We start from the raw sequence: 23648 nt of genomic DNA, 5'->3' as shown, positions 1-23648 counted from the left end.
GCTTATTTCGCAGGCGACCCTGTCGACCCAGTCGTGTTCTTCTTGAAGAGGATGACATGCTGACGTGGGAGCTTGGGGAATGTTTCGACCCATTCCAGTTGAAACTCTGGTTGTGACGCTTCGAGTTTGACCTGGGCTTCCGACATCTTGTGGACCTCTTTGATAGGAACTGAAGGGTCCTCTTTTCGGTATTCCACAAATGCGATGCGGCCGCCGGGCTTCAGTGATTTGGAGATCGCCAGAAGCATTTCGTAGGGCAGATTGAACTCGTGGTACACGTCGACCATGATCGCCAGATCAATGCTCTCGTCGTCCAGGTTCGGTGAAAATGTCTTCCCAAGGACCGGGGTCACATTTTCGACTCCGAGTCCTTTGCACTTGAATTCCAGAGCCCGCAACATTTCTTTTTGAATGTCGACGGCCATTACGCGTCCTTCAGGGCCCACTGCTTTGGCAAGTGGGATTGTGATCACACCAGAACCGGCTCCAATGTCGGCGACGACCATGCCGGGTTCCAGTTTCAGACTTTCGATCAGTAGTGAGAGACGCTCTTCTTCTTCGCGTTCAGGTCGCTCAAGCCATGCAATGCCGGGGTGGCCCATCACTCTGGCAATCTCACGACCAAAATAAAACTTGCCGATCCCGTTCGGGTCGTGGATCTGTTTGTGCGCGTATCGCTTGGATGAGCCGGGTACGGACTTGCCGGGGGACGCTGTCGGTTCTTCACACAGGGCGGGGGAGACAAACAGGACCCCCAGAACGAATCCAACGATCAGAAGACGCATGTTCAAGGTTCCCTGGTGAGAAGCGATGCCGGAGTTGTACTGGGTCAGGATGACGTATCGGTATCAGCGGGATCTGTGTTTGGCGAACAGACCGCATGTCGCTGCATGGTACCGAAGCGATCTGATTTTCTGATGAAACTAGTTCTATAGACTGTATCAAGTTTGTCTGTTGTGCGATCCGCTCCCGCAGATTGAACCAGTTCGACCGCGAGTTCTGCGCATGCTTGTTTGGGCATGTTGAACGGACAATTCAGTGTCAGTCAATGATCGATTCGAATTTGAATGGGAGGTGAAGACCAGTCACAGCGATTGATTCGGCCGTAACGCTCGATTCTTTGCCAAATTCTAACAGAGATGCTTTTCGATCATCGCGTAAATTTCGTATAAACAATGGCTTCGTCTGAGAGATTTCAAGACAATATTTCAAGAGTAACGTTGCGTCTGTCAGGGCAATTCTCGGAATAGTGTGACGTAACTGGCACGCGGGATTCAGCCTTCATTGCGGGATGATTTTCTTCCCTGTCGGGAAGGCTGCTGCTCGGCCACAGGATAGACCTAACCGGTCTGATGCGGAGTGATTCATGAAGTGGGCATTCAGTCTGTGCGGCGTTCTTGCGTTGATGTGTGGAACTGCCTCTGCTCAGGGATTGATTCGGAATCTCCCGAAGGACGGAACCTGGGTGAAATACGAAGGGACTGTCACGCAGGAGACGAAGCGTCCGGATTCCAACGAAGGGGATCTGAAACTGGAGTGGCGCCGCAACCTCACGATTAAGTCTGTCGGCTCCGAGCAGGCAGAATACCGCGGACAAACTGTACCGGCGCGTTGGCTGGAGCTGAGTGTCGAAACAGGATTGGCGAAAGAGGGCGTGCTGGAGACCGGACCAGGTGGAGCACAGATCTATAAGATTCTCGTGCCGGAATCTGCGGTGAACGGTGAGAATTTCGAGACGGTTGTCGGAGAACGTAAGGCGTTTATTTCGCATCTGCCTGTTATTAAGGGGTCCCGTAAAAGCGGTGACGCTGCTGTTGAAGAGATCACAGCCGGAGTCTTTCAGCTGTATCCGTTTGTTTCATTGATGCAGCATTACCCTGAGAAGAATGTCCCAGAAGCCAGCGAACAGGTGACAGTGCAGGCTGGTTCATTCTCCGGCAAAGTCGAAACTGGAAGTCGAGTGACCGAGACAGCGATGGCTCGCATTACCACGAACAGTGAAGTCACGCTCGCCCCTGAGTTTCCGTTTGGAATCGTGAAGTGGACTTCCACAACGGTCACAGAGCGGAAGGGGTCAACGGATCTGAGATCTGATTTTCAGCCTGCGACGACAGTGACAGAAGTGATGCAGGCGACTGCAACCGGAGATGGTGCAGAATCCGTGCTGGCCAAATAGTCCAGAGGGAATGGCACAGGGGTTCGAATTTTGGTTGTGGATGCCTTACAGTTGCTGAATTGATTGACACCGCGAGTTGGACTGCAGGGTTTGTTCAACTTCGGTGGGTGTCTATTGTTCGTTCTCAACTGAATTCGCTCCCATGTCTGATGTCGGTAAAGTCTATCTGGTTGGTGCTGGCCCCGGTGATCCCGGATTACTCACGCTGAAGGGCCAGCGCTGCCTCGCTGAAGCAGACATTGTTCTTTATGACGGATTGGTGAATCCGCTGCTTCTGCGTCACGCACGTGTGAACGCCGAGCGAACCTGTCGAGTGGGAACCGGTTCCGGACGGTGGCTGGATCAGGATGAGATCAATCGTCATCTGATTGAAGCTGCGAAATCAGGGAAAACGGTCTGCCGTCTGAAGGGGGGAGATCCCTACATCTTTGGACGTGGAAGCGAAGAGGCTGCCGCGCTCGCTGCTGAGGGAATCCCATTCGAAGTCGTCCCGGGAATCACAGCAGCCACTGCAGCTGCTGTTTACGCCGGGATCTCATTGACTCATCGGGATGTTGCGTCTGCTGTTGCATTCGTTACCGGACACGAAGATCCGACGAAGCAGGAGACCGCCCTCGATTATGATGTGCTGGCGAAGTTCCCAGGGACATTGGTCTTCTACATGGGATTGCATCGCATTGGTCAAATTTCGCGGACTCTTCAAGAGCACGGGAAGTCCGGAGAGACGCCTGTCGTTGTCATCTCTCGGGGAAGTACCCCATTGCAAAGAACGGTTGCTGGATCGTTGCGGGAAATTCCTGAGATCGTTCGATCGGCTCAGTTGCATGCTCCCTCGTTGATTGTCGTTGGTGAATGTGTCAAGCAGCGAGAGGTCATCAACTGGTTCGAGAAATTGCCGCTGATCGGTGTTCGAATCGGGATCACTCGCCCTGAGGGCCATACTGATGCGGCGATCAATCGAGCGATTGAACTCGGGGCCCAACCAGTATTGATGCCCACGATCGATATTCAGTCTCTCGAAGATTGGAGTGAAGTGGATGCGGTGCTCGATCGAATTGCCGAGTATGACTGGCTGATCTTTACGAGCGTCAACTCCGTCGATGCGCTGCTTGGCCGGCTTTGGGATCGTGGAGGAGATGCGAGACAACTTGCGAATGTAAAGCTCGCGGCAATTGGTCCTGCGACGGCTGAGCATCTTCATCAGTATCGACTCCGTGCCGATGTCGTTCCGGAAGAGTATCGAGGTGAGGCGCTGGCCGCTGCACTGGTCCCGCATGTTGCTGGCAAGCGAGTTCTCTGGCCGCGAGCGAGCCGAGGACGAGATGTCATTCCTGAGCAACTTATTGCAGCAGGAGCACGCTTTGAATCATTGGTTGTCTACAAGCATGGCGATGTTGATGAGTTTCCTCGCGAAGTCGTCGAACAGCTGGATGCAGGAGAGTTGAACTGGATCGCACTCAGCAGCCCGAGCATTGCACGAAATGTGGCGAGGTTGTTGTCGCCAGAGCAAATCACGCGAACTCGATTTGCTGCCATCAGTCCCGTGACAGAAGCGGCGGCAGCAGAGGTTGGTCTGCCTGTTGCTGTCGTTGCGAAGGTCTACACATGGGATGGAATCTTTGAGGCGATTCAGTCGGCATCGATATAAAAAGCAGTTGAGATCTCCGACTCTGCGAAGCACCGTGATTGGCAGTGATCACGGTGCTTTTTCGCTTCAGTGATCCTCCGCGATCGGCAACGCCCCACGTTGTGTTTGTCAGCTGTTCTTTGAGGCTGTTCGTCCACGCCTGAGGTTCATGTCGCAGGTCTTGTGGGCAGGTTTCCCACAATGCTGACGTCGGACGTTTCTGCGGCATTCATGCCACTCTTCTACTGAGTCACCATCGCTTGTGGTGAGGCTCGTGATGCTTCGCGTCAACGTTATCAGGGGCCCCAAAGTGCCCTCTTCAAAGGAATCGAGATGAGTCAATGTGAGTGGCTCTCGGACACATTCCCAGTCTTTTTTCAGTCATTGGATTTGTTCGTGCCTTCTCAGTGTTCACTGACCATGAAGATTCATCATCGTTCCCTGAAATCAACTTCCGACAAAGTCAGCAAAATCGCCTCAATCGGATTGACCCCGGCAACGATCAGGGTAATATCCATCTCCGTGGGAACATAGCCCACAAAGCTCTTTAGAAACTCATTGAAAGTGGGAAGTGAACCCAATAGACTGGTGAAGTCTTTAGGCACTTTAATCGTTCAATATCTATGTCCGACAAAACACCAATCTTTCTGACAGGTGAATATCGTCGGGCACTTGACGAACGGTTTCGATTGACACTGCCGACTGAGTTTTCGACGGGTGTCACTGATGATGCTGGTGAGACGATCTTGGCGAAGGAACGCTATGGTTGTCTCAGTCTGTGGAAAGCAGATGAATGGCGTCAGCGAATGGAGGACGGAGTCTCTCTCATTCGCAAGAAGATCAACGCCGGACGTATGGAACAACGATGGACTGACGTTCAACGGCTCGGCAGACTTCTTTCAACTCGGGCCACAAATGTGAGCCTTGCAAACCGCTCTCGACTTTTGATTCCGGAGGGATTTCGCGAATTCCTCGACGTCCCTAAAGGTGGGGAAGTCGTGGTTGTCGGGGCCGTGGTTTGCGTTGAGATCTGGCAACCTCAAGCATGGATGGATCAGCTGAAGAATGACATGCCTGGCTTTAGTGAGCTTTTCAACGAGCTCTCAGGCTGAAGTCTGAAACTGATTTTTCTGATATGCCAATTGTTGAGTACCGACTGTCGAAGATCGCGAAGGATCGTGGATCACCGACAAGGTTTCTCGCTGAATTGGCAGCATGTTTGCCTGCAGCTTTTAAGTCCAAATCGCCATTGGAATGTTTCTTCATTGCATGTTCATCGAACCCAGGAGGGTGCTTCGATGGAAATTGCATTCTGGTGAAGATCACCCTTTGGCAAGGCAGTTCATTTCTCACTAATTCGGGTTCAGAACCATGCCCGGCGACTTCGAGAAAGTCTCACTCAACACTCCCGAGCCCCACACTCGGTACCATGGATGGAATTCGGCATGGATGCCACTTTCTCAAATGTCGCTGGGCATGTTTTATTTCCCGGTTCAATGATCTCTCGTTCTGATTTCTAAGCCTTGCAGTGAGCGACTCGCCCGGAGTCTGTTCCTGTGTGATGAATGGGTGTTGCGATCTTAAGCAACATCACTCTTGAGGAAGGTTCGTACAGACGCAATTTGTCGTATTGAGCATCAATCAGCCTCAGGCGTTGAACCTGGACTGCAATGCTCTCACTCCAGACTTGCGACTTTTCATGTCTGTGCGATTTCCACTCTTTTCAAGACTCCAGTAGAATTCATACTCAATTGCTTCGGTTGGAATTCTGTGGCATGTTCATGTTGGCCACGACCGATGTTTCTGTCCGCGCGCTATCAGAGGAGTCCACCATGGGGATTTTCGACAAGCTTCGTAATGAACTGATCGACATCATCGAGTGGGTTGATGATTCACGACATACAATCGCCTGGCGGTTTCCTCGCTATCAGAATGAAATCAAGAACGGGGCTCAGCTGATCGTTCGTCCGGGACAGGTTGCTGTGTTCGTTCTGAACGGGCAGCTTGCCGACGTCTTTGAGCCTGGCCATTACACGCTGACCACTGACAACCTGCCGATTCTCAGCACAATCGCAGGCTGGAAGTATGGGTTCAACAGCCCCTTCAAGTCCGAAGTCTACTTCGTCAGTACACGCACGATCACAGATATGAAATGGGGAACTCCGAACCCCATTATGTTGCGTGATGCTGATTTTGGGCCGGTACGACTGCGTGCGTTTGGGACTTACACGATCAAGGTCGCTGATCCAAAGGCGCTGCTGAAAGAGTTGATCGGAACTGATTCACGGTTTGAAGCCGATGAAGTCACAGAACTCGTCCGTGCAGTGATCGCAACGGCGTTTGCGGACCTGATTGGCAGTTCCAAGATCAGTGCCTTGGATCTCGCGGCCAACTACCGATCATTGTCGGAAGAACTGCGCAAGTTGGCGGTGGAGAAAGTCGACGACGAATACGGACTCGATATTCCGCAGATGTTCATTGTGAACGTCTCGTTGCCGGAAGAAGTCGAGAAGGCGATGGACACCCGAAGCAGCATGGGTGTGATTGGCGACATGGAAAAGTTCCAGGCGTTCCAGATGGGCAAGGCAATGACCTTGGCCGCCGAGAATCCTGCAGGTGGCGGTGCCGCTGAAGGAATGGGGCTTGGCATGGGCTTCGCGATGGCGAACCGCATGGTTCAGGCGGGCCAACCAGGCGGGGCTCCTGCTTTGGGTGGTATTGCCCCACCTCCGTTGCCAACGCAGGCAGTCTGGCACGTTGCTCTGAATGGACAGTCACAAGGTCCATATGACAACAACGCGCTTCTGTCAGGAATTCAGGCAGGGCAGATTCAAAAAGAGACTCTGATCTGGAGTCCGGCAATTGGAAACTGGACACCAGCAGCTCAGGTTCCTGCATTCGTGAATGCATTCGGAGCGACCCCGCCTCCACTGCCACCACAGTAATAACTGTATTCGCAGACGCGTTGAGAGTCGATTACGGAACACTTCCAAACTGATGAGCCCAACCGGTTCGAGTAAGGAAGTGTTCCTTTTCATTGACGATGAGCACTGCGTCAGGCTGGGCCGTGATTTCGCCGATGTGAAAGACAGAAACGCCCTCTGGCGGCGATTGCAGAAGTTGCTTGCCTTCATCTGCAGAGAGCGTGAACAGGAGCTCAAAATCCTCGCCGTCGCTGATCGCATGATTCAAGCGGTCAGCGAAAGGGAGTGTTTGATCAACTTCACTGTGGATAGGAATTGAGTCGCCAAAGATCTTCGCCCCGACATTGCTGCGGTCGAGGATGTGAAACAGATCGCTTCCCAGACCATCGCTCAAGTCCAGCATCGCGTGTAATGAGACAGCCGATTTCAGCGAACGGGCCTCTTTCACTCGGGGAGTAAAATTCAGGTGACGCCCTGATGGAAGAGAGCCGCCGAGTGGACCGGTGACAAAAATCCAGTCGCCCGGCTTTGCACCATCTCGCCGAATCGCTGTTCCCGCTTCAACATGTCCGATGAGTGTGACACTGATCACCAACGGGCCATCCCAGCTATTGGTATCCCCACCAGCGATGGCGATGTTCCACTCTGCGGCTAAAGATTGGAGCCCAGCGTAGAGAGCTTCTGCGTCGGCTCTGGTGAATGTCTTTGGAAGGACAATTCCGATGAAGGCTGCGATCGGTCGAGCCCCCATCGCAGCAATATCGCTGATGTTGACCGCGAGAGCTTTTCGACCAACCAGATGTAACGGCATGTCTGGAGTGAAATGGACACCAGACATGATGACATCTTTGGTCACCACGCTTTCGAATGATGATGCCGCCAAGATTGCGGCATCATCTCCGATCCCCAGTAGAACTTCAGGACTTGTCGACGACTGGGACCTGATCCACTCGATCAATGCAAATTCCGGTCGGTTGTCACTCATGTTGACTGCTCTGGGAGTGTAAGGCTCCTGCCGAGCCGCTGTTTGAGGACTGCGCGGCCAGATGATTAACCGACACTGTCTAAATATTCACGAAGACTTTGATTGCCGACTTGTTCTCGGTGAGTTCGTGCATGATCTCTTTAGGATCATTGAAACCATCGATTGGATGGGTCAGCAGTTTCTCGGTCACGCCAGGAAATGTCACGTCTCCCAGTGCAAGGTCTGACATCGCGGAAGCAAAGTGATTGCGGTTTCCGTTGACTGATCCGACCAGCAATTTGTTCCCCAGCACCCATTCCAGATTGACTTTATCAGATGGGAAGTTGGAGAGAGACTTCTGCCCACCGGTTACACTGGTCCAGACGAGAGCGCCGTTCAGGTTCAGGTGTTCCATGCATTCAAAGGCAACCTGACTTGAACCTGTTGCTTCAACAATCAGATCAGGACGGCCGACTCGTTCGACGAGTTTCGCCATCGGGACCTTCTTGGTGCTGACATACTCCGCACCATACCCTTTGATAATCTCTTCTTTTAGCCCGGGATCTGGTGTTCGGGCGACGGTATAAACTTCAAGACCTCGCAGGCGCAGCATCATCGTGGTCAGCAACCCGATCTGACCGGCACCAGTGACGAAAGCCAGTTTTGGTTTCCAGACCTGAAGTCGTTGCTGTGCGAGGTAGGCTTGCTCAATCGCTTTTGCGCAGACGCTGGCAGGCTCGGCCAGAACGCCAAGGTGTTTCAGACCGGCTGGGACTTTGACGATGAACTCGGCATCATCAACAAACCGCTTGGTCATGAACCCGTGGAGCAGGTTGATTCCGCGCTCGTAGTATTCGTGATGACTGGTGATGTCGTTGCGGCCGATATTGTCGAACAATGTTGGGCCAGGGCGGCGGACTGTACAGGTGACATAGTCGCCTGGCTTAATATCTCTGACATTGGGACCGACTTCTTCCACGATCCCAAACACCTCGTGCCCAAGCACCAGGTGACGATCACCGACTGGCGCGCGGCCGTAGAGTGCTTCGTTGATTTCGGCGTCTGTTGCATCGACACCGACTTGGATCGTCCGCACCAGCACGCCTCGGCCGTCGGGGATATCTGTTACCAGAGGTTCGCGGATGTCAGCAACATACGCACTGTCGGGAACTCCAGGAGTGACGGCGAGAGCTTTCATAAGTCGTGAAACGATCTTTTCTTCTGGCAACTTAAAGAGATGCGGATTTGGGGGTAGAGCATCGCAGGACAGGGAGGATTCTGTCAATTGCGGTCAAATGAAATTTGAAGGAAGACGACGCTACCGGACATTGAAGGCAGGGGATTTCCCGGTCCCAACATCGTCCTGCGGCACTTTTCACGCCAAACGTCTGCGTTGATCAGAGTTCACCGCTCAATTGGCGAGGCGGAAATTCAGCTGGAGCGACGCACAATCGAGTTCGCTGACAGGGTACAAACTCCGCATTCCAGACGTTTGTGTCTCTCTTGAAGTGAGAGAACACGACAAAGAAGTCTGATCCAAGTGATTCGGAAGACGAATCGCAATCATCCCGGCGAGTGTCGCATCGACGGTTTCATCGTCACTGAAATTCCAGTTCATCTCATGAGAAGTCGCTGGAGAGGTGGCGACAATTGGGGACAGCATGATCGGGCCAACGCAGGGAATATTGAGGCTGCGGCTGAACGGTGGCTCATTGCCAGACACGAAATCAGTGAGATCCAAATCCGGAAGGTCCGGGAGCGTATCCTGTTCCAGTGATTTCAGAATCGCTTCTTTTGCAGTCCATAGTCGGCGAACTGCTGCGACGTGTTGAGCTACTGGCAAATCGGCCAGCCAAATGCGTTCTCGTTGAGTCAGTGCGACACTTGAAAGTGCAGAAACATGAATCGGGGAGGCTACTTCCTCGAAGTCAAACCCGACAGTGGCGGTCAGTGTATTTGACTCGTTTGAAGAAGGTGTGGCCGTCTCGGACCTGAAATATCTCTCGCTTAGAGCGATTCCAAAGTAACTACCAGAGTGAGTCAGACTGACAGACAGTGGCAACGGACTTCCTTCGCATCTCAGCAACGGGGCTCCTGTTGTCGGCCATTGAATGCGCCCGGGATCGATACCGAGCTTGGAAGCGATCACCTGTCGCCCAAGAATTCGTCCCAGCAGAAACTGGCGTCGCTTCGCAGGGAGGCGATAGCGTGCTGCCCTTGCCAATTCTTCCTGCGAGAGGAGTTCCGTTTTCAGCGGTCCTGACAATTTCTCAGTGCCAAGGAGCCAGATCTCAACGGCGATGTGACCGGCAGAGCAATGTGGGGGATGCAACTGATCTCGCCTGTTGAACCATTTTCGAAGTGAGACCGCAGCTTCCATTCCTGATATCAGGCGGCACCATCATATCTGGATTTAAGGGACAAGCAACGTGAGCAGTTCACTGGCGAACGTTTCGAGAAAGTGATCTGCTTCCTGTCTCGTGACATGATTGGAACTGGATCGCAATGTCAAAGAGATGCGCTGATTGGTTTCACACGATGCGAGACTGAGCGGAAGGTACGGCCCCATCTGCATTGTTCCAGAAATTCGATTGAGCTTCAGCCCCTGAAAATCGATGGTCCCGTCCGTCATCGGAAAGCGATATTGCAACGCGCGGGTGGTATCGCCGAGTCCTGTAAACTGCAGGGTCGGAACGAAGAACCCCCATTTCTGTAGTCGATCGGAAATCCCTTTGTTGGAATTGGTCAGAGCCATGCCTCGCAGGAACTCAGCTCCTACATAACGTTGTTTGATGTATGTCATTTCGCCGCGAATGGATTGCAGCAGCTCCAAAGGATCGAGCAAGTCTCGATAACTGCGTCGAGGAAAACAGACACCAACGCGATTGCATGCAGGTGTCCGCAGGTCAGACGGCCACCGCAAGTCGACAGGATGGAGAATTGTAATACGATGACGAGATCTCTTCGGGATCTGAAAACACCGCCCATAAGCGAGAAACGCTGCGGTCAAAGCGGCATCGTTAAATGTCACGCCGGCCTTCTTCAATCGTTGTCGCAGGTCGGCAGTTTGCTCGATGGAGAAAACGCGTTCCCCTAAATATTCACATGGTTCAGCGTCAGAGTGCGTTGCTTCTTTCGGGGGAAGCTTGATTGTCTTGCCGCTGATTGTCAGGTAAAGGTTGCGGAGACCTTCCCAGAGTCCAATCGGAGGTGTGGGAGTTCGGTAGACTCCACGCTGCGCTAACTGCTGGGGCTCAAGAGTGGAAAGCTTGAGTTCGCCACCTTCAAGGAGCTGGTGATAAAGCCCAAACCATTCACCGATGAACTGTCGCGCCCCTTGACCATCACAACAGGCATGATGGAAGTCGAGGAGAATTGTAATTCCGTGATCAACTTCCCAAATCTGCGCGTGGAGACCAGGCTGAGTCGTCAGATCAATCCACTGAACAGGAATCTGCTCAATATCAAACTGTGATTCCGTGCTGGATTGCCAGTGCAGTTCAGGATGCTTCGGAGCAGGTGTCCAGCTTCGGACGCATGATTCATTCGATGTCACGCAACTGGTGAGGAGCGGCTGGCGTCCGATGGCGATATTGAATGCCTGAGTCAACTTGTCTCGTTGAACGATCCCATCAAATCGCATCAGAACTCGAAAGACGATCGGGGTCGTTTTCGAATCTGAATCGATCAAGAACCGTTCAAACGGAACGAGTGTCAACGGTGCTCTGATTGTCTCTTGCATCTCTGGTCGTCTTACAGAAGTTGCAGGAGTCAGGCCGGACATGAACTGGAATTCTGGTGGTTTTGCTTCAGTAGGATGTGGCGTCATCCGTCTTTTGCTGAATCGGTCTAGACACGAATACTGACGCCACCGTCAACGATGATTGTTTCGCCCTGGATTTTATTCGCCAGCGAACTGGAGAGGAAGGTGACAACGCCAGCAATATCTTCCGGCAGAAGCTCTTTCTCTTTCACCAGCATGCAGTCTTGGGCCGCTTTTATCAAGCTGTCGCTTCCCGGCATAGAGCGGATGGCTTCAGTCGAGACTATTCCAGACAGGACACAATTGAAGTTGATTCCCTCAGGACCCAATTCGAAAGCGAGATGGCGAACTAATGCCTCCAGTGCAGCCTTAGAGGCGCCAATGGCTCCGTAATTGGCAAACGCCCGCATAGACCCATGACTGGAAATCGCGATGATCTTGCCGCCGGTTTCCTGCTGTTTCATGAAAGGAGCTGCGGCCTGAGCCAGCCACAATAGTGGGGCTGAATTGTGTCGCAGGATGCTGTCCCAGTTGGTGGGGGTGACATTCATCAAAGGACGAAATCCCCCAGCGGCAGCGTTACTGACGATAATGTCCAGTCGCCCGAAACGTTCCTGCACGAATTCGACTGCGGAAGCGATCTCTTGAGCATCGGAGACGTCCGCTCGCAGTGCGATCCCTTGTACGCCGTGTGATTGCACGAGACGCACTGTTTCCGACGCACCTTCCTTCGATGAAAGAAAATTTACGGCGACATGTGCCCCGCTCGCAGCGAGTTGGGCGGCGCACGCACGACCAATTCCTCGACTGGCGCCGGTTACCAAGGCGACCTTTCCCCGGAGATCAATCATGATTGCAATCTTTCAAACTGGATGATGCTGTATCCGGCGAGTTGTCTGCGGATGTTGTGGTTGAATTCACGCAACCATTGTTTTCTGACGAATTGCCTGATGAGCAAGCCTGCGTCGGCGAATCAGTTTCACAGCGAGATCCCGAAGTCTGTTTGGCTTCGCCTGCTTCAATTCGATCGGCAATATACTTTTGGATGGCAAACAGCCGCTCTTCGCAGCGTCCCAGAATCCCGATCAGTCTCGCCCCTGTTGCTCCGCGTTGAACTTCAGGAAAGATGTCGCGATCTTCGGCGATGATGGTTCTTGTGAGCCACGACGTGAATTTTCCCCATCCTCTGGCCAGTCTTGTGCGGATGAAGCCTTTACGAACAGGTTCGATTCCATACTGAATTGCCAGCGTGAAACTCTTATCCGCAGTCTCTCCCGGGTAAACAACCTGCGCGACGCTTAGGGAGTCTGTGTGGGAAAACAAAAGGTGTGGGAAGACATGATGATGGTCATAGTCCCCAGTGTATTTGATTCCCAGAAACCTCAGCAGTGTCCCTTCGACATCCCGCAGGCGACGATCAATCCAGCGCGGGGCTAGAAACACCGTCTGGAATGATGTTCCCGTCGGAAAGAACTGGTGAGTGCTCGGGTCCTCGCCGGGATCCTCATGGAACGTCTTGGGATGCACGCAAGGGATGTGATAACTCTCAAGAGAGCCTTCAACCGGGATCTTCCAGTTCGCGTTGATCTCGAACCTGGCCCCCATTGCCTGTGCATAATGAGGGACTGTGAACCACTGTTCGTAGAGCGGGTAGTTTTCCCCCAGCCATTCCTGCAGTGTTGGTCCAGTTTCACTGAGCCGGACGAAGACGAGGTCTCCACATTGAGCGACATGGAACTTGTCGAGACAAAAGCGATTGTGTTCAAACTTCGGGAAGTTGGTTGCGCCAGGGAGTTTTCGAGTTTTTCCGTCTGACCCGTATTCCCAGCCGTGATACGGGCACTTCAGTGTCGGGCTGCACCCTTCCGGCTTTCTTGCGATGATCGCCTGCCGGTGCGCACAGACATTCCGCAGTGCGACCAGCTCGCCTTGAAAGTTGCGAATGACAACTGGAATCCCAAAGAGCGTCAATGCGACGTACTTGCCATGCTGGTTGAGCTTCGTCTTCGTCGACACCAGATGCCAGGCGTCCTTGAAGACATGCTTCCGCTCCAGCTTGGCATGTCCTTCTTCAACATAGGCTGAAGGTGGCAGCGGCGGTTCAAGTGAAACTGGCGTGTGGTACATCGATTGAGCTTGAATTTGATGACACAGGGGTGATCAATCTGCATGAGTATTCAAACTCATCTGAACCAGTATTGTCGAGTGCATCTCACCTGACCTGACTGGTCCAGCTCACTGCCTGCTAATTGAGCCACCCGACTCGATAACCGGAAACGTCCATGAGTAGGTCGCCATTCAGGCCAATCAACTGGAAGGCCAGATTCAGTCCGCGTTCTTCTTCACCGACCAGTTGAACTTGCAACAGGCACGCCTCGCCGGGATCAGCAAGTCGACCCAGCACGATGCGGTCAAAGCCGACTGGCAGACTTGGCTTCTGGTAAAGTCGGCCTGCAAAAACAGCTGCCCCATAAAGGCACGCGTCCATGACTGCTGGATGAATCGACCATCCGAAAGTTGGGCGACGTCCTCCACCCAGCTGAACAGTTGAAGATGCGGAAATGAGCCCGAACGCCTCATTGTTCACAATGGAAAACTGCTGCAGACATTGCAGGTCTGGCCCGTGATAAATCGGAGCCTCTGGTGGCAGATATTGAATCGGTTCCCAAGAGAGCAGAGTCATATCTGGACGCGTAATTCGTTGTGTGGACCGCTGCTGTCCTAGATGGAATTCGCCTTCGAAATACCGCTTGTCTTTGGCGACCAGTCGCCCATCCTGACGGAACAGGTCTGCAGTAATTGCACAGTTCAGGACATTTTGAGACTTCAGTTCTGCATGAACATTGAGTGTTTGAGCCGCATCAGAATTCCACTTGATCGCCTGTAGAGCTTTCAGGTTGCGGATCTCCAAAACATCAAGTTCCAGTGCCTGATTTCTGGCCGCTTCGCACATCAGTTCCAGAGCCACCACAAATGGCAGCGTTGGCTTTGACTGCACAAGATGCTGATTCAGGAATGGTTCTCGTTTGGGCAGCAGAGTGATCGATGCCGGACTGCTTCTTGAAAGTGTGTTGTTCTCTGATGACAACATCGGCAGCGTGGCACGTTCACGCTGAAACGCACTCTGTCCGGTTTTGAGTCGGTCGACTGGAAAGAACTTTCGGAAGTAAGCATGATCGGTAATGAGGACTTCCGGTTCTGCTCCCCCATGTTCGAGTTCGTGCAGGAAGTGTGAAAGTCCTTCGCTGGCTGGCATGAATTCCAGATTGATCATCTCAAGTGCGAGTTTGGTCTCTGGCTTGGTTGCCATGCCGATATCGCCCCAAGCGTGCCAGTGGAATGTCACACTGCGAACGTCTGGACGCTCTTGTCGGTACTTGTCTGTCAACTTTGCGAGTGAGTCGTTGGCCAATGAATAATCTGTATGGCCGTTCGCCCCGAAGCGTCCAGAGATTGATCCGAACGAGACAAACCAGTCAAGACGGTCTGCTCGCGTGGCGTCCATCAGATTCAAGCATCCATCGATCTTGGCGCGCAGGCACTGATCGACTTTGTCTGGTCGTTTGCGATCAAAGCGAGCGTCTTGACCGATCCCTGCTCCATGAATAATGCCGTCGATGCGACCTTCTTTTTCCCGAATGCGTTGCAGTGTCAGGGAAAGATCCTCGAATCGGGAGACGTCACAACTGTGATACTCGGCGTTAATCCCTTCCGATCGCATCAAGCTGAGCGTGGCGTCGATCTCAATTGCTTTCTCGACATTTCGCCATGCTTCCATCCCGTTGCGATTCCGCAGGTTGGCGTCCTTCATGACTTCACGGCGCAACTGGAGTCGATCGACCTCCGCGGCACGTCGGATTGCGTCAGTCAGTTGAGGGACTGGTGCCGTGCCCACAAGATGCAATTTCAAGTGATGTCGCTTGGCCAGCTCGCGAGCAACAACAGATGTGATGCCGCGTGCTCCTCCGGTGACGACCCAAACTCCTCCTTGGCGAATCTGTGAGTGTCCATTTTTCGGGGCTGGTTGAATCTCTCCCATCGGGAAGAGTGGCCGGTGAATTGGCTGGACGGTGAAACGCTTCTGACCGTGATAGGCCACTTCCATGTCGTAACTTGGAACGGCGATCTCCGCGAACATGCCGTTGACTGCTTCATTTGGAGTCGTCGCTGGCGAGATGTCGATCACCTTCATTGGTGTTGCTCGAAAACCTCGCATCCAGCATTCAATCAGCATGGCCTTGATCAGACCAGCAAGTCCGCCTTCACTGCTGATGGCAGTTTGACCACTGAATCCAAAGTCTCCGCCAAGGTTTGTCAGCAGGACAACGCTGCCGCCATCCATCCGATTTTCATCGATCGTCCGCTGCATCCATCTTTGACAGACACGATATGGTACTTCCAATGCGGCATAGCGACGATGCTCCCACTGCAGGGCGTCGAGTCGATTCAGTGCGTCTGCGTCGTGCGACGTGGTGATGAACAGATGCGGTGTTGGTGATGATGCCCAGGCCTGATCCAAAGCAGCATCGAGTTCGGTTTGTGAACTCGTTTCAGGCAGAACAGTGCAAGGATAGCCGCTCTCTTCAAATCGCCGGACGAGCGCCTGAGCAAATTTGTTGTTCCCGATGACCAAGCCAGGGCCTGTCAGAACAGGTGCCGTTGGCATGCCTTCACGTTGCGGAGCCGGGACGATTCGCAGCATGAATCGCATCGATTCCGTTCCAACTGGAGGGGCTTGCCCTGACAGGTCAAACGACGAAATCTCCGGTAATGAGAGTGGTGATTCGACAGGAGTTGTGGAGCTTGCGGACGAAGTTGCTGCTGCGGACTTTAGCCATGTGTAAGCCACTTTGACGGAATCAAATGAAACACCGGCTCCGTTCGCGAGTCCTGCCAAATCTGCTTCGACGGCAGGTGGCATCTGAGGCGTGAGAACGAGAGATTTAGCACCAGCAGACGTCGCAGGCATGATGTCATGCAACCGGCGAAGTGCGGACCGAATTTCTTGCCTTCGAAGTTGCCCTCGTTCTCGTCCTGACTGCCACGTCAGTTGAACCTGACCATTCTCCGGCACGACGAAGAACGGAGTCCACTCATCTGGAAACGTATCGGAAGGGGAAATACCACGGATTTCATGGTCCGAATTTCCCCCGCCGGATTGATTGTGGTGATCTTCAACGTCGAGTGAACGGTTGGATGGCTGCAGTGTTGCCGCCTGAATCACCCGTTGATGTGGTTCACCATTGGTGTTTTTTTTTAAGGGAGCGCTGATTTCGATTGTGGAATTCGCGACGGAACTCGCCTCATTCAGAATCGATTGGTCATCGCTGCCGAGGTGATCTTGCAGGAAATTCAGAATTGAACGCAGGGTCGTTAGCGTTGAAAGCGGAGTCCGTTCTGGACGGATATTCGTCAGTTCGAACTGCTGTTGAACTTCCCCAATTAACTGAGCCTGTTTGATGCTGTCGATTCCGAGATCTGCTTCCATGTCGGCGTCGAGGTCAACGACGTCCGGGGAATACCCAGTCTGGTCAACAACAAGGTCAATCAGAAACCGCTCTGCAGATGCGACATCAAATGCTGTTGCAGGTGCCGACGTTGCTTCATTCGAGACCGACTCAGGAATCTCAACTGGCGCCGGAGGTGCGAACGACGATTCGATTACTGATGAGCCTGATGACGCTTCAAGTGCGCCACCGGATTCAATCAATGATTGAGCCCCAAGCCGAGCGATGTCCCGCAATGTCTTCAGGTCACCGAGGCGAACACCGGACGGGGTCACGGCAAGGCTGAATTGCTCTGCCATCTCGCCAACGACCTGGGCCTTCTTGATGCTGTCGACGCCAAGGTCTGCTTCGAGATCGGCATCGAAGTCAACGACATCAGGCTCGTATCCTGTCAGATCGACCACGACCGTTTTCAGGAAGAGTTGGATTTCTTCTTCTGAAGTCGCAATGGCGGAATCTGACAAGGTTGTCGTGGTCGCGACTGCCTGGGGATACGAACGTACTTCAGAAGCGAATGCTTTCGAGACGTCAGGTTTCGAAACCTGACGTGCAACGTTTTTCTTTGGCGTTGCCCGACGCAAATCGATGATCTCAACGTCATCAACAGGCGGGGCGGAAGTGACCGATGTCTGGTGGTGACCATTCGCAGATGCAGAGAGACTTGGCAACACCGCACCGTGTCCATTGCTCTGGCTGTTACCATGTCCGTTGCTTAAGACGTGGCCGTTCCCGTTTCCATTCCCATTCGTGTAATGGACTGGCTCATTGATCGCTGAGCGAATGGATGCAACCGGCAGCGTGGTTCCAGTCGCTTCACTCGTCCCGTTGAAAGAGCCTTCACTGATGATTTCCTGGACCAGTCCCAGCAATTGCAGACGTTCTGAATGACCCTTCCCTGGCGCGTCAATGCTCAGGCAGATCGCGCGATCGCCGGCGATATCCTGATTCATGCGGCTCAGAACATTGTTCGGGCCAACTTCAATAAGCACGCCCACATCGTCAGCGAGCAATCGTTCAATTGCAGGGACGTACATCACCGGCCGAGTCATCTGGCCGACAAGACTCTCGCGCAAGTCGACAGGATCGATCAGGTAGCGAACCGATGTTGTTGACATCACAGCGCAGCGGGATGGAAGGAACCGTTCGCTGGCAAAATTCTGCTTGAGTAACGACTCCGCCTCATCCAGTCGGGAGGTGTGATACGCCACTGGAACAGGGACGACCACGGATGCCAGATTCGCGGCAGTCAAACGACTGCGTACGAATTCAACCTGATCAACAGAAGTTGCAATGACGGTCTGTTGGGGTGCGTTGTAGTGAGTGATTTGAGCCGGCAAAGATTCCTGACGAACAATCGCTTCTACAGTACTCGGCGTAGCACGAACAGAAATAAGTTGTCCCGGCTCTTTCACGGTGAGGCAGACTGAGTTGGCGCGCGCCTTCACCATGCGAATCGCCTGCTCGGTGGTCAGAACACCTGCGGCGACCAGAGCACTGTATTCGCCGAAACTGTGGCCCAATACAACATCTGGGCGTGGCGCGTAGTGACGCAACTCTTCGATGAATCCAATGCTCAGCCCCAGTACCCAGACCTGATTCCACCAGATGTCTGCAAACTGGCTTGCTGGTTTTCCGAGTTGTGGCTGCAGTGGTTCAAGTCGCTGCTTTTTCAACTCGACGTCGAATCTGGCGAGCGCATCCGCAAATGGCGAGTGCTCCTGCAATGCTGCAGGATGACCGCTGTATTGTGATCCTTGCCCAGGGAATGCCCATGCCGTGCGGACTGTCTGGGGGCGCGACTTCCAGAGAAGACCACGATCAGACTCAAAGGCTCCGGTGTGACGCCCGTTGTGAAGTTGTTTCAGCAGTGACGACAGCCGAGACTTCAATTGGTCAGGTGTGTCGGCCAGAACCACCAGACGATTGGCCTGTTCCGCATGGAATCCAGATTCCCCGCCATGGAACAATACGTCCGGGTGTTGGATTGAGTCACTCACAAGTGCGATCAACTCGCTCGCAGATCGACCTCCCAGACGGAAAGCCTTTGAGGCCGTCTTATCGGGGTGACGCCCTGTCGATTGGCCGTTTGTATGTCGGTTCACTGCTGGCTGGTTTGCTGTGTGCTGGCTCACGATGTGCTGGCTTACAGGGAATTGACCAACATTCTGCATCGCTGGACGGGGTGTGGCAGGTTGAGTATGTCCAGAGTTCAAAACAGACGTCCTCAGGTTTTTCTCAGATGAATTCAGTGGCGCGCTGATTTGCTGGCTCAGAACTTGATTCGCGTTCTGTGGAATCAGCATCTTGACATGAGCAGTCGCCGGAGAAGAGCATTGCGCACTGTATTGCACGCCGTCTTCAGTATGGCTTTGAATGGAAATCGTTTCTGGCGGAGCCGTGGAATGGCGGGTGCCGGATTCCCAATCAACGGAGTTCTTCACAAGTTGAACGAGGCTTTGTGCCCCCGTCAGATATCCAAATTGACGCACGAGCGCTGCGTCTTGAATTGAATTCGACTGGATCGGAGCAGTTGGCGTTGCATCCGTACAGGTTGAATGTAGTTCAACGTCATCGATGATTCCCAGGATTGTGCGTCCGGCTGCGACGGCATCGCTGAGCCGCTGTAGAAACAGAACGACAACGCCTTCACCGGGGAGCCATTTCTGGCAATCGTCAGGGATATCTTCTGGCCTGCCGGAACGAACCAGTTTTCCTCGAAGATCAAGCTGTTCGAATTTCATCAGATCCATCGAACGGTCAGCTGCCCCGCAGATTGCGAGATCCCAATCACCGTTTCGCAGGAGGTCGAGAGACAGTTGCAGTGCTGCCAACCCCGAGGCGTCATCCACGTCGATGGCACAAGCTCCGCCCATCAGGTCAAAGGTCTTTGCGACTCGTGACGCGAGCGTGCTGGCAGTGAAGCTTCCGGTTTCATCAAGAAGTGCCGGACGCTCAGCGAGGACATGATTGCGGTAAGATTTCGTCAGCTCATCAATGTCCTGTTGCGGGACCCCGTGAGATCGCAACTCCTGTGATAATTCACGGGCGATCTCTGGTATTCGCAAGCCCAGTTGCAGCTGGCTTCCGAAGTCGCCTCCGAAAACGGTGCCGATGACCACTCCGGCTCGCTGTGTATCTATGCTCCATTTTCCGCCATCAAATTCCGTCGCCGCCTGCGTCACAGCATCCAGAAGCATCATCTGGATCGGATTCGCCTGCTTCACCTGCTTTGGTGGAATTCGATACGGTTGCGCATCGAAGACATAGTTGCGAATGTACCCGCCGTGATTGGTCGGTGAAGAGAATGGCCGTCTCTGTCCAGCTGCGGAGAGATTGACTCCCTGACGCCAGCGATCCGCTGGAGCAGGGCCGATCATCGATTTGCCGCTTCCCAATACATCGCGGAATTGACTGATGTGGTGTGCACCGGGCAGAACGACACCACGTCCAACGATGGCGATTCGCTCAATCGGAGAGCGTTTCGCATCGTTAGTGAAGACGGTTCGTGCAGTGTCTGTCTGGCTGGTTTTCTTCTGCTCAAGTGATGTTGCTGCTGTCGGTTCTGTGACGGTGAGATGGGCGTTCAGCCCACCAATTCCAAATGCACTGACGGCAGAGCGACGAAACTGGTTGCGAGCGATCCAATGGCGATTCTTATGAACGATCTGGATCGATCTGGAATCCCAGTCGAAGTTTTGATTCGGCTGTTCGAAATTCAGCGAAGCAGGGATCTCCTGTCGTTTCATTCCCAGTAAAATCTTGACCAGACCTGCGACACCAGCCGTTTCAAGTGTGTGTCCCAGATTGGATTTCGCGCTTCCCATCAGCAGCGGCTCGCTGACCGAGTCCCCAACTGAGCGAGTTTCTCGAATGATTGAACTGACGGCATGCAATTCCGTTGCATCACCCAACTGTGTACTGGTGGCGTGGGCTTCGAGGTAGTCGATATCGAGTGGTGTCTGGCCGGGATATGCTCGACGAATCGCTAATTGCTGCCCTTCCTGTCGCGGAGCCCAAAGTGATTTTCCGCGTCCATCTGAAGCCGTTCCCAGTCCGGTGATCACTCCCAGGATTGGCAGCTTGAACCGCTTGGCTGTTGCAATCGGCATGACAACAACAGCGGCATAACCTTCTGAACTAATCAGCCCGCTGGCTCCCTGATCGAATGGTCGGGAACCAGACGCGCTGCATGCCTGTGATTGTGAAAACAGGATGAGATTGTCGACGCCGTTGGTGGTTGCACCGCCGACAATTGCGGCATCAATTCGACCTTGGCGGATGGCCATCGCGGCCTGTTGCATCGCAAATAAGGATGACGCGCAGGCAGCGTCGCACACGATCCGCGGCCCGTCCAAGCCAAGAATGTTTGCCGGAAGAGAAGCTGCGGTGTAGCCGTTATAGCCCGGCTTTCCATCATTGCGACGATGAGGACGTTCTGCGCGAATGCGTGCGGCAATCGCTTTCAAGGTGTTTTGGCGAATGTGCGGCGGCAGTTGTTGAAACGACGGAAGGTCGTTCAGAAAATCGAGCCCTTCTTCGATGTGGCTCGCGAGATTCAGGCATCCGCCCAGTTTGGTCGCGCCAGAATGTCCGACGAAGACCCCGGTCGATTTCCATTGCTGGTCGTTACGCGACAGACCTGCATTCAGCCATGCCTGAACCGCAACCTCTGCAAAGCTGAGATGCACAGGATCAATGACACAAGCTTCTTCTGAGTCGAGACCCAGCAGTTCCAGGTTGGCTGGTCGTTCTTCAACACAGCCTCCGAGCTCGGTGTACGAAATCCCTGGCAAGCCTTTACGGGATTGAAAGTAGAGAGACCGATCGAAACGAGATTCAGGCATTGGCCCAAAACCGCTCCGCCCCTGGAAGAGGAGTTGCTCGTAAGCTGCCACGTTCGGAGCGCCGGGCAAGCGACATTCCATCCCAACGACAGCCAATGGAATCATTGGCTGTGGAGATACTGCAGGGTAAGTCAGATTTGGCGTCTGGCTACTTCCCATGAGCTGTGACCTCCGGATGACGCTGGGATTGGTGATGAAAGGCGAGCGTCTGATGACGAAGCAGCTTGATCAGAGCAGCGAGGTTTTCTTCGGCCTCGTCTGATGGGTTCCCTTCAATCAATAAAGCCCCTGATTCGAGCGCAGTCTTGAGGTCACCGTCTCCTGCGAGTAACCCTGACCAGCATGCGGCCGATGTATAAACCTCGGTGCCCTCTTCTGGGGTGCTGGATGCTGGTTGAATCGAAAATAACTGAACGACTGCCAGAGAATCTGCGTGCTTTTGGTTGAACTGAAGCAACCAGCGGCCACCCTCTGTGCCTGTCAAAGTCAGGTGGATTTGGGAGCTGAACTCTGGTGTTCGTTTCAGAGGCTTGCGGTTCGAGAACGATTTCAGCAGTTGAGACCATGGGCTGATCTGCTGCTGGGATAGGACGTTCTGAGATGTGGACGTGTTGGGGGCTTTTTTTGCCCCTTTTGTCGACATCTGTTGGCGCGTAATCTTCTGCAGTGCCGCGGAATCAATGATCGGGCAATTCGGGATCTGGCAGACATTCAGTGCATGTTGCAAATTGGTCTGATCGAATTGTGGATCGTCTCGGAAGTAGGGTGTGAATGTTTCGACGAAATTTTCAATGACGCCGGTGATCGTGCCCCATCCAGCATCTGGCTTTTCTGCTGAACGTGTTTTGTTGCTGCCGGGCTGCACGACTTCCTGAAACGCATGAAAGAGCTCCGCAATCGAAGTCCCCTGCGGATTTGTCAGGTGATACGTCTTCCCATGCAAAGACGGACGTCGGAAGATTTCAATAATCGTTCTGGCGACCCAACTTGAAGGAACAATGTTCTTGCGTTCTTGACCAGTCAGCCCAACGGTCTGAAACAAATAGCTGTGATCCAGATTTCCGAACTGTTTGGTCAGGAGTTGGAACACACTGAACGCATAGTAAATGGTCCGTTCACCGAGCTGCTGCGCGCCTTCTTCCAGATCGACAACAATTGAAGGGCGGTATACGGTTAGGGAATCAAAACCAGCGGAATGAACGATTGCTTCCGACTGGAGTTTGCTCTCTTCGTAATCGTTTGAGAACTGCTGGCCATGCTGGCCTTCGGCTTCCATGATCCGACCTGTTCGCAGTCCGCAAACATAAGCAGTTGAGATGTCGTGGAACTCGCGAATCCCGGCATTGCTGCACAGGTCAACCAGCTGTTGCGTCCCGTTGACATTCGTCAGGAACGGTTCGTTGTCTGGATGTTGGGCCGCCGGCTTGAATGAGAGGCTTGCGGCGGAGTGGATGACCGAATCGCAGTTCGCCTCGATCCATTTACGGCTGTCGAGGGTGAGACCTAGTCCTGAGCTGGCGAGGTTCCCGTCCAGAACGACAGGTCGAGGGAGCCGTCTGGAGGTCAGCGTCTCGAAACGGGAAATCAAGTCATCGATTCGAGCCTGAGCGGATCGGGAACGATCTGATCGCGTAAGAACGGCGACCGGGATTTGACTGCGCAACAGATCCACGAGCAGGAACTGGCCTACTTGTCCTGTCGATCCGGTTAACAGCGTAAATCGTCGAAGGCCCATGCGGACGGACGCTCTGAAAGGTGACAATGATCTGGCAGTGAAGATGACGATTGAAGGTTGTGATCTTCCCCGTTGCACTTGCGACGCAGGCGCTGCCCGATAGCCTAC

At 53.5% G+C, this 23648-nt stretch carries 13 protein-coding genes; 4 read left to right on the top strand and 9 right to left on the bottom strand.

The window, feature by feature from the left end:
- Nucleotides 1–2: 2 nt before the first annotated feature.
- The gene (locus tag SH527x_RS09080; RefSeq protein ID WP_437194339.1) at nt 3–785 is read right to left on the bottom strand and encodes a class I SAM-dependent methyltransferase; all 783 of its coding nucleotides are present in this window, start codon (nt 783–785) and stop codon (nt 3–5) included.
- 581 nt (nt 786–1366) lie between these two features.
- Here SH527x_RS09080 and SH527x_RS09075 point away from each other — a divergent pair.
- The 4 genes from SH527x_RS09075 (at nt 1367) to SH527x_RS09060 (ending at nt 6748) form a co-directional block, all read left to right on the top strand.
- Complete coding sequence (locus SH527x_RS09075; protein WP_437194338.1) at nt 1367–2176, top strand: hypothetical protein; 810 nt, start codon at nt 1367–1369, stop codon at nt 2174–2176.
- A 142-nt stretch (nt 2177–2318) separates the two neighbouring features.
- Nucleotides 2319–3824, top strand: coding sequence for a uroporphyrinogen-III C-methyltransferase (cobA, locus tag SH527x_RS09070; protein WP_437194337.1), 1506 nt, complete (start codon nt 2319–2321; stop codon nt 3822–3824).
- A 602-nt stretch (nt 3825–4426) separates the two neighbouring features.
- Nucleotides 4427–4915 carry a division/cell wall cluster transcriptional repressor MraZ gene (locus tag SH527x_RS09065; RefSeq protein ID WP_437194336.1) on the top strand — a complete coding sequence of 163 codons (489 nt, stop codon included), beginning with the start codon at nt 4427–4429 and terminating at the stop codon, nt 4913–4915.
- Nucleotides 4916–5635: 720 nt separating this feature from the next.
- Complete coding sequence (locus SH527x_RS09060; protein WP_437194335.1) at nt 5636–6748, top strand: SPFH domain-containing protein; 1113 nt, start codon at nt 5636–5638, stop codon at nt 6746–6748.
- 31 nt (nt 6749–6779) lie between these two features.
- On the opposite strand, the gene SH527x_RS09055 is transcribed toward SH527x_RS09060, so the two are convergent.
- The 8 genes from SH527x_RS09055 to SH527x_RS09020 form a co-directional block, all read right to left on the bottom strand.
- Complete coding sequence (locus SH527x_RS09055) at nt 6780–7712, bottom strand: thiamine-phosphate kinase (RefSeq protein WP_437194334.1); 933 nt, start codon at nt 7710–7712, stop codon at nt 6780–6782.
- Nucleotides 7713–7791: 79 nt separating this feature from the next.
- Complete coding sequence (locus SH527x_RS09050; RefSeq protein ID WP_437194333.1) at nt 7792–8889, bottom strand: glucose 1-dehydrogenase; 1098 nt, start codon at nt 8887–8889, stop codon at nt 7792–7794.
- A gap of 213 nt (nt 8890–9102) precedes the next feature.
- Nucleotides 9103–10071 (bottom strand): 4'-phosphopantetheinyl transferase family protein, encoded by a 969-nt coding sequence (locus SH527x_RS09045; RefSeq protein WP_437194332.1) that lies wholly within the window; start codon nt 10069–10071, stop codon nt 9103–9105.
- A gap of 33 nt (nt 10072–10104) precedes the next feature.
- The gene (locus tag SH527x_RS09040) at nt 10105–11475 is read right to left on the bottom strand and encodes a hypothetical protein (protein WP_437194331.1); all 1371 of its coding nucleotides are present in this window, start codon (nt 11473–11475) and stop codon (nt 10105–10107) included.
- Between the two features lie 65 nt (nt 11476–11540).
- Entirely contained in the window at nt 11541–12305 is a 765-nt protein-coding gene (locus tag SH527x_RS09035) for an SDR family oxidoreductase (protein WP_437194330.1), read from the bottom strand.
- Nucleotides 12298–13581, bottom strand: coding sequence for an aromatic ring-hydroxylating oxygenase subunit alpha (locus SH527x_RS09030; RefSeq protein WP_437194329.1), 1284 nt, complete (start codon nt 13579–13581; stop codon nt 12298–12300). The genes SH527x_RS09035 and SH527x_RS09030 overlap by 8 nt, the downstream gene beginning before the upstream one ends.
- A 118-nt stretch (nt 13582–13699) precedes the next feature.
- Nucleotides 13700–21964: an SDR family NAD(P)-dependent oxidoreductase gene (locus tag SH527x_RS09025; protein ID WP_437194328.1), complete on the bottom strand. Its 8265-nt coding sequence runs from the start codon at nt 21962–21964 to the stop codon at nt 13700–13702.
- Nucleotides 21954–23540 (bottom strand): SDR family oxidoreductase, encoded by a 1587-nt coding sequence (locus SH527x_RS09020; protein ID WP_437194327.1) that lies wholly within the window; start codon nt 23538–23540, stop codon nt 21954–21956. Before SH527x_RS09020 ends, SH527x_RS09025 begins: the two co-directional genes overlap by 11 nt.
- Nucleotides 23541–23648: the final 108 nt, after the last annotated feature.

The organism is Planctomicrobium limosum, from assembly GCF_051465645.1.
Classification (GTDB): Bacteria; Planctomycetota; Planctomycetia; order Planctomycetales; family Planctomycetaceae; genus Planctomicrobium.
Note: the sequence above shows the minus strand (reverse complement) of the source record. Positions and strands in the feature narration are given on the sequence as shown.

What these genes read in the sequence shown, in the direction of transcription:
- SH527x_RS09020 (WP_437194327.1), bottom strand. Translation starts at nt 23,540, where the DNA reads ATGGGCCTTCGACGATTTACGCTGTTAACCGGATCGACAGGACAAGTA.
- SH527x_RS09045 (WP_437194332.1), bottom strand. Translation starts at nt 10,071, where the DNA reads ATGGAAGCTGCGGTCTCACTTCGAAAATGGTTCAACAGGCGAGATCAG.
- SH527x_RS09030 (WP_437194329.1), bottom strand. Translation starts at nt 13,581, where the DNA reads ATGTACCACACGCCAGTTTCACTTGAACCGCCGCTGCCACCTTCAGCC.
- SH527x_RS09035 (WP_437194330.1), bottom strand. Translation starts at nt 12,305, where the DNA reads ATGATTGATCTCCGGGGAAAGGTCGCCTTGGTAACCGGCGCCAGTCGA.
- SH527x_RS09075 (WP_437194338.1), top strand. Translation starts at nt 1,367, where the DNA reads ATGAAGTGGGCATTCAGTCTGTGCGGCGTTCTTGCGTTGATGTGTGGA.
- cobA (WP_437194337.1), top strand. Translation starts at nt 2,319, where the DNA reads ATGTCTGATGTCGGTAAAGTCTATCTGGTTGGTGCTGGCCCCGGTGAT.
- SH527x_RS09060 (WP_437194335.1), top strand. Translation starts at nt 5,636, where the DNA reads ATGGGGATTTTCGACAAGCTTCGTAATGAACTGATCGACATCATCGAG.
- SH527x_RS09025 (WP_437194328.1), bottom strand. Translation starts at nt 21,964, where the DNA reads ATGGGAAGTAGCCAGACGCCAAATCTGACTTACCCTGCAGTATCTCCA.
- SH527x_RS09080 (WP_437194339.1), bottom strand. Translation starts at nt 785, where the DNA reads ATGCGTCTTCTGATCGTTGGATTCGTTCTGGGGGTCCTGTTTGTCTCC.
- SH527x_RS09050 (WP_437194333.1), bottom strand. Translation starts at nt 8,889, where the DNA reads ATGAAAGCTCTCGCCGTCACTCCTGGAGTTCCCGACAGTGCGTATGTT.
- SH527x_RS09040 (WP_437194331.1), bottom strand. Translation starts at nt 11,475, where the DNA reads ATGTCCGGCCTGACTCCTGCAACTTCTGTAAGACGACCAGAGATGCAA.
- SH527x_RS09065 (WP_437194336.1), top strand. Translation starts at nt 4,427, where the DNA reads ATGTCCGACAAAACACCAATCTTTCTGACAGGTGAATATCGTCGGGCA.
- SH527x_RS09055 (WP_437194334.1), bottom strand. Translation starts at nt 7,712, where the DNA reads ATGAGTGACAACCGACCGGAATTTGCATTGATCGAGTGGATCAGGTCC.